A 13111-nucleotide genomic window follows, 5' to 3' on the forward strand; every position below is an offset into this window, starting at 1 on the left:
CAAATCATGGTGGAGTTATCATTAACTCATAAATGAAATGGAGGTTTTAAGTAAAGTTTACACTATATATCGAGGTTCTGTTTATTAATAAACTTGTTTGCATCGGAGTGAGGAAGGAACTTCATTCATTTACTAAATACTCAGACCGATAGGTGAAACTATGAGAACTTTCGCAAAATTATCAATCATCTCTACAGCAATGATCATCACGACAACCGCTTTTGCTGCTGACCCAATGATGCAATACAACACCAAGCAAACTAACTCTGATATTCAAAAACTCGAGAAATTTGAATATCACGAGGGTGAAACCCTTGAAGAGTATCTGAGCACTCAACCTAAGGGGAACTTGTACTCTTCAGAAGAAGAGGTGCTTTCTGTGTTAATGGGCGGTGTAAACAATGGTGACTATCGCAAAGAAACCAATTCAGGTTGGAAAGAAGGCCTGATGTTTGAGGGCATTGCACCTTATGGCGATCACATGGTGTCGGGCGCCAACTGGTTCCCACGCACTGAAGAAGTTCAACCGGATGAAATGCGTGTCACGTTCATGGGGACATCACCAATGATTCGCCCGGGGCAGGCAAACACCTCGATATACGTCGAATTGGGTAACGGCTCTAACTTTGTCTTTGATTTAGGTGAAGGATCAATTGCGAACTACGTAGCGGCGGGTGTCGCGATGAATGAACTCGACCATATCTTCATTACTCACTTACACGTAGACCATTACGGCTCGTTACCTTACCTGTATAAATTTGGTGGTTGGAATGGTCGCTGGGAAAAGCCGCTTAACATTTATGGTCCGAGTGGTGCGACTCCAGAATATGGCACTCGTCATATGATTGAAGGCATGCAGCAAATGTTGAACTGGCACACCGACGCATTTGATGTGTTCCCATCAGGCAACGACATAGTGGTACACGAGTTTGATTTCCGCGACGACGGAGGTGTTATCTATGACCAAGACAATGTGGAAGTGATTCACTGGCGACGCAGTCACGCAAAAGATGGCGCGTCTGGTTACCGCTTGAATTGGACTCAAGATGACGGTCGAGTGCTTTCGTTTGTTTGGACAGGAGACGGTCGCCCAACCGAGTTGGATTTGAAATACGCAAAAGGTGCAGACTTGTTCATTACTGAGCTGCAAACCGAAACGTTTGGTGTGTCTTCGATTATTCAAGGTGTGCCGCCATTCTTAGCTCGTTACACCGTTGATACTCACCATACACCAGCGTACGCGGCGGGTTATGTGGCGAATGAAGTACAACCGCGCTTGTTCATGACAACGCACATGACATTCGACCCATATCTTAATGAGGAAACTGTTGCAGAGGTTCGCCACCATTGGCAAGGACCTTACCACTTCGGTGCGCCTGATGGCATTGTCGTTAACATGACTAAAGATAATGCGTGGGTTCGTGAAGGTATTTTGCCTGATTTTCCGAATGCGCGAGCGCCACAATTTGATATGGCAGATGGGTCTGACTTTAGAATCCCATTACCTAAAAACAGCCGTGAAGACATACAAGAACAAGAGATTCGTGATTTAGAGTTGGATCCAAAACTGTACTACCCAGAAGGCTACCACCCAGAGCTGTTAACTGAGTGGCCAGTCGACCGTGACATCGTGATCCCAGCTGAACAAGTACCAGAAGCAATGAAGCAAGGTATGAACACCAAGCAAGAATACATGGATAGAGTGCGTGCTCACCACAATCTTGAGCGCAAGTCGGTAAGTCGTCCAACTGAGCCTGGTGAAGGAGCAGGAACCGACAACAAATAGGGTATTTGTAGTGAGGGCTGATATTGCCCTCACATCCTAAAAAGTTAGGTAAATAAACCCATTCTCTTACTCAATCATAAAAACTATTGCTTACAACATCTTTGCTTAGAATATCTGGAGTTCATTATGAAAAAATCAATTTTAGCGGTCGTCATTCTATCTTTAGTGTCAGCGTCTGTTTTCGCTAACGGACAATCAAATGCTCACAACTATCAACCTGGTGCGACGAATAACTCAGAACGTTTAGCGGATATTGATCCTAACTACGAACTGACCTTACCTTCAGAAAAAGAAGGCTACACCATGTATGACAACCAATCCATGTCTGATGGCGGGACCTACACAACGTATGTCAAACCGAATCCTTCCGATGCAATGCATGTCGCCGATGAAGGCTCGCTAAAAATAACGCATGGAGAAGGTGGTGTCATTATGACGGAATACACCACAAAGAATGGGCAACACACGTTTTCAGTGATGTGCGGCTACACTTCGGGTCCATCATACTGGGCTGACGGAAAACCATCGAAGGTATGTGAAGAGGCGCAAGCACTAGCGGTTGCATTGGAAGCAAAAGGTGAATGGGAGGTGAAGCCAATGACTTACACCATCGCACCAGCAAGAATCGTAGTTGATAAGTGATTTTTGTCTATAGAACGCTCGTTATATCGAGCCTCGTTATCCAATCATATTGATTATTTGTAGTGAGACAGAGGGGTACTCAGGCTGAAATGGTCTTGAAGTTCCCCTTAACTTAGCTCATCTCACAAGAAGCTAAGTCAGCCAACTAATCAAATTTGTATTCGAAAATACAGAAGGTCTATCCCATGAAAAATACCATTAAGCTACTGGCTATCGCATGTGTTTTACTTACTCCAATGCTTGTCGCCGCTGCCGAACATAATCATAGTCACAATCATTTTAACCCTGAATTAGAGAAACTTGGCGACGATATTATTGGTCTAACCGTGTGTTACAAAAATGGTCATCTATCAGATGAGAATCAAGAGCCTGCGTTTATGAACCTTATCAACCACGCCAATGTAGAAGGTGAGGAGCTGGGGATGTTCTACATGGACAAATTGGGCCCTAAAGCCGAGCAAATCATGAGTGATGATGAGGCTCGACGTTTATGGACCGAAGAATATTGTGCTGATTTAACTGATACCTATTTGGACTCACACAAGTTAGCTCAAAGAGCAAATGAACACAAAGGTTATTCCCACGGACACGATCATGGACATAACCATAATCACGATCACCATGGACATGGCGACTTGACACCAGAGGTGCTTGAGCAAGATATCGAACGAGGTCGTTTACTCAGTATCAACTAAGCCCAATAAAATAAGTTCATCTAACCTATTGTTAAATATTCACTATTTGATAGTGTGTCTAGGTGCACATTAAGGATGTGTTTCATATTTAGCGATGAAAATAGTAGGAGTTGCGATGAGTATTATAGTGAGACGGTCTGAACCGTCAGATGCAAAGGGAATAAAAGAAGTTTACGAATGCACTAATGCTTATACCGGTACGCTGCAACTCCCAAATCCATCTCTGGAAAGCTGGCAAAAACGAATCTCTAATATGCCTGACAACGTGTACTCATATGTCGCGATGATCGACGATGAGATTGTTGGTAATTTGGGAATGGAAGTGTGTGTGAATCCAAGAAGACGACATGTTGCTTCATTTGGTATGGGTGTTAAAGACGATGTGTTAGGCAAAGGTGTGGGTAGTCAACTGCTCGCAACAGCAATCGATTTGTGTGATAACTGGATTAACATCAAACGGCTTGAGCTAACGGTCTATACCGATAACGAAAGAGCGATCAGCCTGTATAAGAAGTTCGGTTTCGTGATTGAAGGAGAGTCCGCAGGGTTCGCTTTCAGAAATGGCGAATATGTGGCGGCTTATCATATGGCTCGACTGGTATAGCATTTAGCTACGATTAACACACAGCTACGATTAACACAGTTAGAATTAACTGACAGATAATAAAACGCCACGTTATTTAAACGTGGCGTTTGCTATTTTGGTGCGCTGGTGCTTTAAAGAGCTACAGCCATAACCTTAGTTCAGTCGTAAACTTAGTTAAGCCGTTAGTGGCTCAAGGTTCGCAGGACGGTAGTGTACAGATTTTAGTACTTTACCTTGGCGAACTGTTTTACCTTCCGATACAAAATCTTCAGCGCATTTAGCAATGATGTATTCACCTTTTTGAACCGCCATTAGCTTAATGTTCTGCTCAGCATAGAATGCTTCTGTTTCTGCGTATTCTGTTTCATTACGGCATACTTTGCTCATGTTGCTTGAGTGTACTTCGTCCCAGCAAGGTAAGAAGTCAATTGAACGGTTTTTGGCAACGTTCAACAGTAAGTCGATTAAGTAGCTGATCGCTAGGTTGTCTTCTACTTTGGATTGGCCAAGGTGAACCAAACGTCCCATCAAAACATAAACGCTGTCTACAATAGCGTCCGCTTGTTCGATTTTAGAGTCAGCTTCTGCAAGTTCTGTTAGCTCTTCGATCGCTAGAGAGGTATGTAGCGTATCGCCTTTTTCGTCCATTGTTTCAGGAGCAGCAACCGGCAGATCAAAAGTACTGCGGAACTCTTCAATGTCGCGGTAAAGGTGATCGTAGATTTCTTGGTTTAGTTGAGAAAGGTTCATATTCCTATCCATTTTGTTTCGTTAATGGACCATTTTAACAAAGGTAGTAATGGGGTGCTAACGCAAAGTGGAAGAACGCGACTTTTATTCATTGGACCAATGAGGTATTTTGCATACAAACTAATTGATTATTATGTTTTTTTACACTTTACTCTTCTTAATATACGAAATATTAATGTTGCCATTAATGTCAGCAGTAGTGGAATCCCATTTATGAACCAAGCCAGTGAAAGCGAAATTGTTATACGCCGCTTGTATCAAATCACCAATGATTATCGAAAGGGCTTCGATATTCAGATCGCTCAGCTGCTTATTATGGGGCTTGAACGCTTCAACCTTGATATTGGTATCTTATCGAAAGTCGATGGCAATACTTATGTTGTTGAACATTGTGTTACGCCTGAAAGGGTAGAACTCAATAGCGGTGACACTTTTGATTATCGTTCAACCTATTGCGAAATTACCTGTAAATCGATTGGTCCTATCTGTATTGAGCATTGTGGCAAACACGATAAGTATGCGAAGCATCCTGCTTACCAGTCTTTTGGCTTGGAGTCTTATATTGGGGTTCCCATTTTCGTTAATGATGAGCTTTATGGCACCTTAAACTTTTCAAGCCCAGCCCCCTATCATCGCGAGTTCAAAGAGTTCGATGTCGACGTGATGAGACTAATGGCATCATGGATTGAAGTGGAGCTGGTTAGAAGACAGCAAGAACGAAAACTCAAAGAGCTGAATGAGAAGTTAGAGTACCAAGCTCTTTATGACCCTCTTACACACTTACCGAATAGACGTTGCTTGTTCAAAACGTTGAACGCAGAAGTGGAGCAGTTAAAAGGATCTTTAGGAAAGGGAACCTTAGCGGTTGTCGACATCGATTTCTTTAAGGTCGTTAATGATACTTACGGTCATCAAATGGGTGATGTTGTCTTAAAGAAAGTGGCGAACGTGCTGAGCAATAACACTCAAGAGGGTGAGTTTGTGGCACGCTTTGGTGGCGAGGAGTTCATTCTTTGGTACCCCAATAAAACACCAAGTTGTGTTGAAGATAAGTTCATGACTCTTTTGCAAGAGATGAAGAAAATCACACTGGATAGAAAGCCTGTCACTATATCAATCGGCGCGTGTCATTTTGAGTTGAGTACAGGGGATACCAAAGGGGAAAGGATGTCGGCGTTAGATAAGCTCATCAAAGTTGCCGATGAATGCCTGTACATTGCGAAACAAAATGGACGAGATCAGTTCATTTCTCGTCCATATCATCAAGAACGCTCAGGAATATGAGCCATCTTGCTAGCGATTAACTGAACAGGTAAGGGAACAGTTGACGACGTTCTTCCGGCGTTAAGGATTCAACTCTCGCGATGTTTGTATCAGGAATCGCTTCAGGGTTAGGGTAGTGCTTCAACACTTTTTCCATACTCGCTTCACGAATCAAATGGTAAACCGGATACGGAGAACGGTTCGTTAGGTTTTCATCGTCTTCTGGATCTGCACCACCAAAGCAATAGTCTGGGTGGAAGGTTGCTACTTGGTAAACGCCTTCCCAACCTTCTTGCTTGATCAACGCTTCAATCCAATCAATGAACATGTTGTAGTCGAAGAAATCTTGCAGCATGTTAGGTACAACCACCAAAGTTGTCTCCAACTCGGCGACTGGCGTGTTATCTAACTCTACGAAATGCGTCATGATGTCTTGCAACAACACTTCTTCTGTATTTGCTTCACTCACAAAGATCTTAATCTGTTTATTACGTTGTGGCTTGGCTGCGAATGGACACAGGTTTAGGCCAATAACGACATCGTCTAACCACTGTTTTACTTGGTCGTGGATGGTTTGAAGATCTGTGCTTTGAGTGTTCGACATAACAGGTTCCGAAATGAAATTTTGCGTAGGATATCAGAACGGACGTCAATCAAAAGCAATAATTGAGTTACAACCTCAGTCGTACTTATGCTTGTGCGAGTTTAGAGGCCGATACTTGAAGTTGTTTTAATTGGTAGACCCAAGCAAATATGGCAACATAGAAGATTGAACCGCCCGCAATCACACCATTCCAACCGAACAGTTGCCAGCAATACAAGAGTAAGAAGCCACCTAAGCTCCCGCCAATATAATAGTGAACCAAGTAAAGTGCAGTTGCTGTCGCCTTAGCGCTTGGTGCTTTTTGACTTACCCAAGAATAGGCAAGGGTATGGGCGAAGAACGCGCCGCCACTAATCAATAACAAGCCTGCTAACATGAACGGGACTTTGTCGATGGCAGAAATTAGCATTCCGATTAAGCTAATACACACGCCCATCAATATACCGTTTAACGGATCAAAGCGAAGTGTCCATTTGTTGGAGAGCTTAGAGCTTACCGTACCGGCCAAGTAACATAGGAATATCAGTGAAGCTAAGCCCACAGGCACTGAGTGAGGTTCGGATACCAACCTAAAGCCCATTACTGAATACAGGTTAACGAATAGCGCGAAGTTAGCGCCACCAATCAACATCGCGAGCCACAAGGCACGGTTTCTTAAGTGCATTACAACGGAGCGGTTGTGATGAAAGAACAGCCCTTTTTGAGGTTTGAAGTTTTGTTGGTCAGGCAGGCTATACGCAATATAGAGAGCGCCGATTAAGGAGCCGACCACGAAAAACAAAACCGTTGCGTGCCAGTCAAAATAATCCGTAATCAAGCCACCCAATACACGCCCGAATATTCCACCTAGTGAGTTGGCTGCAATATAGCCGCCGATCGCGACTGCAAATGCTTTGGGTGATAACTCTTCCACCATATAGGCAACCGCCACGCCCGCAAAAGCAGCGACTGCGATTCCCATGAATGCTCTGGCAATAACAAGTTGCAGTAGAGTGGTTGTGAACACCATGCTCAATCCAATCAAAGGAATAGCGAACAGACTGAACAGAATAATGGGTTTTCGACCAAAGGTTTCAGAAGCGATTGCCCAAGGCACCAAACTGATGGAAAGCCCTAGCGTTGTCGCGGCAAACAGCCAGTTGATCTGAGTTTCAGATACTTGGAAGTGCTCCGCCATGTGCGGCAAGATAGGCTGAAAGAGGTAAAGGTTACAGAAAATGATAAATGAACCAATCGCCAATGATTGAGTGATACGTTTGTATTGAGGGCTGCCTTTATCAAACATTTACGTTGTGCCTGCGCGAGTTAGTAAGCTATTTGTGAACAAGTTATCAGTACAGGTGTGATTAAAGAAATATATTAAAAATATCACCTCTATATATTAAATATATCGCCATGCTTGAATCAAAACCTCTTCGACATTTTCTGGCCGTTGCTCAGTTTGGTAACTTCACCCAAGCGGCCAAAGCGCTGCATATTGCACAACCTGCATTGAGTATCTCCATTAAAAAACTAGAACAGACACTTGAGTTGATTTTATTCCGTCGTGGAGATAAATCCGTCACCTTAACGGAAGAGGGAAAGGTACTGTTTGAGCATGCGAAGCGAATCGCCCAGCAGTTTGATGACGCTCAACTCGCGATGAATGAGCTAAAGGGGTTAGAGAAAGGCGAGGTTCGATTAGGCGCTCCAAGTATGATGGGCAGTTATTTTTTTCCCCAAGTCGTGATGGCCTTTAAAAGCCAATACCCAAACCTAAAGTTGACCTTGATTGATGCAGGCACCGCATCTATTCGTGAAATGCTGTTAAACGGCGAACTCGATATTGGCGTAATCAACCATGAAAACGTGCCTGATGATCTTGAAACTGACCACCTGTTAAGCTCAGAAATGTTAGCTGTAGTTGGCAAAGATCACCCACTGGCAACGCAACCATCCATCACCTTTGAAGAATTTTTTGCTCAAGAGCTGATCATGTTCAAATCGGGCTACTTCCACCGCGATTTTATCGATGCGACTTGTAAGAAGTACAATCTCGATATGACCATTGCGTTCGAAACCAATTTATTGCCAATGATTCTTTCTATCGTGAAGCGAGAGTTTGCCATCACCGCGTTGCTTAGCTTGGTGACAGAATACGAGGAAGATGTCGTAGGCGTGCCATTTAAAGACCCTGTGAAACTGAACCTATCTTTGGCGTGGAGAAAGGAAGGGTATCTGTCAAAAGCAGACCGAACCTTTATTGATTTCGTTAAGCGGTATGTGTGATTTAGTAAGATTTAAATAAACAAAGCCCGAACATCCTAGATTGGATATTCGGGCTTTGTTGTATAGAAGTATGACTGGCTCAGAGCACGTTAGGTGTTCTTTGAGTTATACATCTTATCGAAGTTTTTCTGATTCCAGCCGACCATCACTTGATCGCCGATTTTAAGCACGGGGATAGAACGAGCACCCATTGCTTGCAATTCTTTACGGCCACGCTGCATTTTTGCATTCGTTAGGCGATATTCAATTTTCTTCGAATCCAAATAGCGTTGTGCATCTTTACAGTGCGGGCATTTGTCTGCGACGTACAATACAACACGTTTCATTTTTACAATCTCTTTTTGAGTGTAGCTCTTGGTGAATCTCGCTAAAGTGTAACGAATCCTAGGTGATTAGAAAAGTGTGATCAGTTACACTATGCGGCTCAATTTTCAAGACCACAACGTATTGTCGTGGTGTAACTTGTACGGTCTTTCAGCATGCATCCTTCTTTACGCTATATTCAAGGCTATCCTAAGCACATTCTTGATCCTGTTACTCAACTTGTAGAGTCGGGTAAATTGGTGCCTTGGTTTGAAGCTCGCTACCCAAAGAATCATGAAATAAAAAGCGAGAAAGCCCTGTTTGACTATGCGATTGAGATAAAAAATCGCTACATGAAAAAAACACCACCGATCAGCAAAGTGATTTACGACGGCAAGATACACCTAATCAATAATGCGTTAGGTCTGCATTCTTACGTTGCTAAGAATCACGGTGGAAAGATCAAATCAAAGAATGAAATTCGTATCGCCAGTGTTTTTAAAAATGCACCAGAACCTTTGCTAAGAATGCTGGTGGTACACGAACTGGCGCATATCAAAGAGAAAGAGCACGACAAAGCCTTTTACCAACTATGCTGTCACATGGAATCGGAATATCATCAACTTGAGTTGGATGCCCGTTTATTCATGATGTATTTAGATTTAAAGAAGTAGCCCAATGAGCCAATCACAAAATAGAACGACGCTAAGCCTGTCGAAAAACAGCACTTCATCAGCAAAAACAAAAGACAACCAAGCTGATGTTAAGACAAGTACAGCTAAGCCAAGCAGCGACAAGCGTATTTCTACAAAGAACACATCTGATAAAAGCCGCAAGAATAGTGCACCTAAAGGCACGGGCAATAACAAAGCAAAGCGACCTTTTGCAAAAGATAGCAGAGGTAAACCGGGTGCCAATAAAGGATCATCGAATAAGGGTTCTTTCAATAAAACGGCTTTTAACAAGAACGCAGCTCAGAAAAGACGCTCGGCTGAAAAACCTCAAGGTGGATTACACCCAAGAAACCAGCACACTGGCCGCTATAACTTCGAGTTACTAGTTGCAGCCTTGCCTGAGCTAAAAGAGCATCTGATCAAGAATCCGGTTGGCGAAGACACCATTAATTTCTCTGATCCATTGGCTGTTAAGCTACTCAACAAAGCTTTGTTGGCGCATCACTATGGCGTTAAACATTGGGATATTCCTGCTGGTTACTTGTGCCCGCCAATTCCTGGTCGTGCAGACTACATTCACAGAGTGGCCGACATCCTTAATAGCGATGGCCAAGGTGAACCCTATAACCACGCGTCTGTGAAAGCATTAGATATTGGTGTCGGTGCAAACTGTATCTACCCAATCATTGGTGCGACAGAGTATAAGTGGCGTTGTACAGGGACAGATGTTGATTCAGTCTCCATCAAAACAGCGAACTTCATAGCGGAAAGCAACCCTAATCTAAAAGGTAAGATCCGCGCTCGCCTACAAGCTGACTCTGAATCTATCTTTAAGGGCGTGATTAAGGATAATGAACGTTACGATGTCACTATTTGTAATCCTCCATTCCACAGCTCTCTTGAAGAGGCTGAAAAGGGGTCACAACGTAAACTGGATAATCTAGCGGCGAACCGTGCTAAGAAAGCCGGTCAGTCATTCAAGCCTGAAACGAACAAGAAGCCAGTTAAGTTAGATAAATCAACTAAGCAAGCTAAACCAACCTTAAACTTTGGTGGTCAAAAAGCCGAGCTTTGGTGCCCAGGTGGTGAAGCCGCTTTCATTATGAAGATGGCAAGAGAGAGTCAACTTTTTGCTACTCAAGTTTTGTGGTTTACGACATTGATTTCTAAGAAAGACAACGTCGATATGGTTCGTTCAGAACTGGGCAAGCTGCGAGCGAAACAAGTAAAAGTCGTCGAGATGTCACAAGGCCAGAAGGTAAGTCGCTTTATCGCATGGACCTTTATGGACGATGAGCAAAGACAAGAGTGGATTGCGCTAAAATAGCGGCTGCACTTAGTTAAGTTATTAAGCTGAAATACGGACGGGCTTGTTGTTAACGCAACAAGCCCGTTTTTTGTGTTTTACCTATACGCTAAGCAGAAAGCAACTCATCTAACTTACTCTGATATTTCTGCTCTAGAGCTCTGTTGCCTGCTTTATTTTCGAGATCGACCAAGATTTTAAGTGATGGAATTTGATAGCCATAACGCTGGTGGAATTTGAATAAACGGAGTCGAGCTTCATTGTAATCGGCGTCACTCACTTCAATCTTTGAAAGCTGCAGTATCGATTTCACGCGGTTTGGATCGTGGTCAATCGCTCTGCTGAAGTAGTACTTCGCTTGGTCTGTATTGCCAGCCTTAAATGCGCAAAACGCGGCGTTTTCATAACTTGCAGACACCAAGTAGTAGTAGGGTTGGTCGATGGCGCGATTGAAGTAATTATCGGCTTGTTCGTATTCGCCCTGTTTACACAAGAAGGTACCGTAGTTGTTCAATACATTGCCATTTCTTGAATCAAGACTGAGTGCTTTGCGGTAAGTGCTTCTCGCTTCATCTACTTCACCCACTTGTTCGTAGTAATGCGCCATTGAAAGCCGAGCACGGTAGTAGCTAGGTGCGTGTTTAATCGCGAGCTCAAGGTTTTCACGCGCTCTCACCATATTGCCTTGTCCCATATAGCCCAAACCTAATTCGATTCGAGATTCAGACATCGCGATAGGATCACTTTCAATCTTTGGCGGTCCTTCAGTGACAGAGACACAACCGGCCAAGGAAAGCGAGGCAAGTAGTACCACACTTGATAACGAAAGAGGGCGGGACAACGAAATCGGATTTGAAAATGATGGCTTGGCAGGCATGTGAAGCTCCTTATGAACACCAACCCATCATATGAAATCAAACCCATTGAAGTCGTAAATCTATCATGGAATGCGACCCACACACCATAAAAAAACCGCGTCCAATTCGTCGTTTTATCAACAACATACTGAACACGGTTTATGTGTTTGTGAATCGGAAGAAAGAACTTAATCGTCTTTGGTAAAGTTGTCTTCGCTGAAATGATCCAGATCGTAAGGCGTTTGTTGGTAAACGCAGTAGTTTAGCCAGTTTGAGAACAACAAGTGTCCGTGGCTGCGCCAGCTTGCAACCGGTTTGTTGTCTGGATTGTTATTCGGGTAGTAGTTGATTGGTATCACAGGCTCCATGCCTTCACCCAAATCTCGAATGTACTCATTGTGAAGTGTGTGAGAGTCGTACTCAGGGTGACCCGTTACAAACACGTTTCGCTTATCTTTGGTTGCTGCTAGGTATACGCCTGCAACATCAGAAGTTGCAAGAACATCAAGGTCAGTATGTTCCGCTAAGTACTCTTGAGAGAAGTCCGCATAGCGAGAGTGCGGAGCTAAGAATGTATCGTCGAAGCCACGTAAAATAGGGTGGTATGGGTTATGTATCTCGTGGTTATAAACACCAGACAGCTTCTCTTTACGAGTGCGTTTTGGCAAATCATAGAGTAATTTCAAACCAGCCTGAGCCGCCCAACACACGTATAGAGTTGAAGTAACGTGCTTGTTTGCCCATTCCATGATGGTTTTCAGGTGATCCCAGTAGATCACATCTTCAAATTGAACCAAGCCAAGCGGCGCACCAGTGATGATCAATCCATCAAAGTTTCTTTCTTTGACCATTTCAAATTGGCGGTAGAAGTTATCAAGGTGTTCAGTCGGTGTGTTTTTACTTGGTCGGTCATCAATGCGCAGCAGCTCTACATCCACTTGCAATGGGCTGTTCGATAGTAGGCGTAAAAATTGAGTTTCAGTTTCAATCTTCTTCGGCATTAGGTTGAGGATCAAGACTCGAAGTGGACGAATTTCCTGTGTCGATGCTCTTGATAACGGCATAACGAAGATGTTTTCTTCACGAAGAACATCGGATGCTGGCAATTGGTCTGGAATGCGAATAGGCACAGCTTTCTCCCTAAGCTAGATATGTAGACGTCTATACATCTAAATCTATAGTAGTTTGATACGCTTGTCGATATGCAAAATGGATAGATGTAAATTATTTGTGTTTTCTATCAGAAGTAATCCACGCGCTTCGAGGGGAGTCTCATTGTATTCAGTGATTGTCTGAGTCGTGTGTAAGTACTTGGTTTTCGTATGCTGAGCAGAGGCAGTTATCAGAGCAACTCGTTACTATTTACGATAAACTCAT

The 13111-nt window shown here is 43.5% G+C and carries 14 protein-coding genes; 8 read left to right on the forward strand and 6 right to left on the reverse strand.

Annotation, left to right across the window (positions count from 1 at the left end; translation table 11 throughout):
* Positions 1–160 precede the first annotated feature (160 nt).
* The 4 genes from gntH (at position 161) to AB4329_RS16635 (ending at position 3727) form a co-directional block, all read left to right on the forward strand.
* A complete protein-coding gene (gene gntH / locus AB4329_RS16620) occupies positions 161–1786 on the forward strand; it encodes a guanitoxin biosynthesis MBL fold metallo-hydrolase GntH (protein ID WP_017070906.1) in 1626 nt (541 codons plus the stop codon).
* Between the two features lie 126 nt (positions 1787–1912).
* On the forward strand, positions 1913–2428 hold the full coding sequence (locus AB4329_RS16625) for a hypothetical protein (protein ID WP_017070905.1): 516 nt from the start codon (positions 1913–1915) through the stop codon (positions 2426–2428).
* A 185-nt stretch (positions 2429–2613) separates the two neighbouring features.
* Positions 2614–3123: a hypothetical protein gene (locus AB4329_RS16630; protein WP_137001047.1), complete on the forward strand. Its 510-nt coding sequence runs from the start codon at positions 2614–2616 to the stop codon at positions 3121–3123.
* A 115-nt stretch (positions 3124–3238) separates the two neighbouring features.
* Positions 3239–3727, forward strand: a complete 489-nt coding sequence (locus AB4329_RS16635; RefSeq protein WP_017109820.1) for a GNAT family N-acetyltransferase — start codon at positions 3239–3241, stop codon at positions 3725–3727.
* Positions 3728–3883: 156 nt separating this feature from the next.
* Here the strand turns inward: AB4329_RS16635 and AB4329_RS16640 are convergent, their stop codons facing one another.
* A complete protein-coding gene (locus AB4329_RS16640; protein WP_008217561.1) occupies positions 3884–4459 on the reverse strand; it encodes a nucleoside triphosphate pyrophosphohydrolase family protein in 576 nt (191 codons plus the stop codon).
* 213 nt (positions 4460–4672) lie between these two features.
* Between AB4329_RS16640 and AB4329_RS16645 the strand changes: the two genes are divergently transcribed.
* Entirely contained in the window at positions 4673–5743 is a 1071-nt protein-coding gene (locus tag AB4329_RS16645) for a diguanylate cyclase domain-containing protein (protein ID WP_372138803.1), read from the forward strand.
* A 16-nt stretch (positions 5744–5759) separates the two neighbouring features.
* Here the strand turns inward: AB4329_RS16645 and AB4329_RS16650 are convergent, their stop codons facing one another.
* Together AB4329_RS16650 and AB4329_RS16655 are read right to left on the reverse strand one after the other, a co-directional pair.
* Positions 5760–6326, reverse strand: coding sequence for a DUF1415 domain-containing protein (locus AB4329_RS16650; protein ID WP_108093528.1), 567 nt, complete (start codon positions 6324–6326; stop codon positions 5760–5762).
* An 85-nt stretch (positions 6327–6411) separates the two neighbouring features.
* The gene (locus tag AB4329_RS16655; RefSeq protein WP_108093527.1) at positions 6412–7611 is read right to left on the reverse strand and encodes an MFS transporter; all 1200 of its coding nucleotides are present in this window, start codon (positions 7609–7611) and stop codon (positions 6412–6414) included.
* 110 nt (positions 7612–7721) lie between these two features.
* Here AB4329_RS16655 and AB4329_RS16660 point away from each other — a divergent pair, with 110 nt between their 5' ends.
* On the forward strand, positions 7722–8594 hold the full coding sequence (locus AB4329_RS16660) for a LysR family transcriptional regulator (RefSeq protein ID WP_017065533.1): 873 nt from the start codon (positions 7722–7724) through the stop codon (positions 8592–8594).
* Between the two features lie 89 nt (positions 8595–8683).
* Here the strand turns inward: AB4329_RS16660 and AB4329_RS16665 are convergent, their stop codons facing one another.
* Complete coding sequence (locus AB4329_RS16665) at positions 8684–8920, reverse strand: glutaredoxin family protein (RefSeq protein WP_004734934.1); 237 nt, start codon at positions 8918–8920, stop codon at positions 8684–8686.
* Positions 8921–9073: 153 nt separating this feature from the next.
* Between AB4329_RS16665 and AB4329_RS16670 the strand changes: the two genes are divergently transcribed.
* Together AB4329_RS16670 and rlmF are read left to right on the forward strand one after the other, a co-directional pair.
* The gene (locus tag AB4329_RS16670; protein ID WP_102320098.1) at positions 9074–9571 is read left to right on the forward strand and encodes a YgjP-like metallopeptidase domain-containing protein; all 498 of its coding nucleotides are present in this window, start codon (positions 9074–9076) and stop codon (positions 9569–9571) included.
* Between the two features lie 4 nt (positions 9572–9575).
* Entirely contained in the window at positions 9576–10898 is a 1323-nt protein-coding gene (rlmF, locus tag AB4329_RS16675) for a 23S rRNA (adenine(1618)-N(6))-methyltransferase RlmF (protein ID WP_372138806.1), read from the forward strand.
* Positions 10899–10986: 88 nt separating this feature from the next.
* Here rlmF and pilW read toward each other — a convergent pair whose 3' ends face one another.
* Positions 10987–11754, reverse strand: a complete 768-nt coding sequence (pilW, locus tag AB4329_RS16680; protein ID WP_372138808.1) for a type IV pilus biogenesis/stability protein PilW — start codon at positions 11752–11754, stop codon at positions 10987–10989.
* A gap of 168 nt (positions 11755–11922) precedes the next feature.
* On the reverse strand, positions 11923–12864 hold the full coding sequence (metA, locus tag AB4329_RS16685; RefSeq protein WP_017066439.1) for a homoserine O-succinyltransferase: 942 nt from the start codon (positions 12862–12864) through the stop codon (positions 11923–11925).
* Positions 12865–13111 lie beyond the last annotated feature (247 nt).

It is taken from the genome of Vibrio sp. 10N.261.54.A5 (assembly GCF_041471145.1).
Lineage (GTDB): Bacteria > Pseudomonadota > Gammaproteobacteria > Enterobacterales > Vibrionaceae > Vibrio > Vibrio crassostreae_C.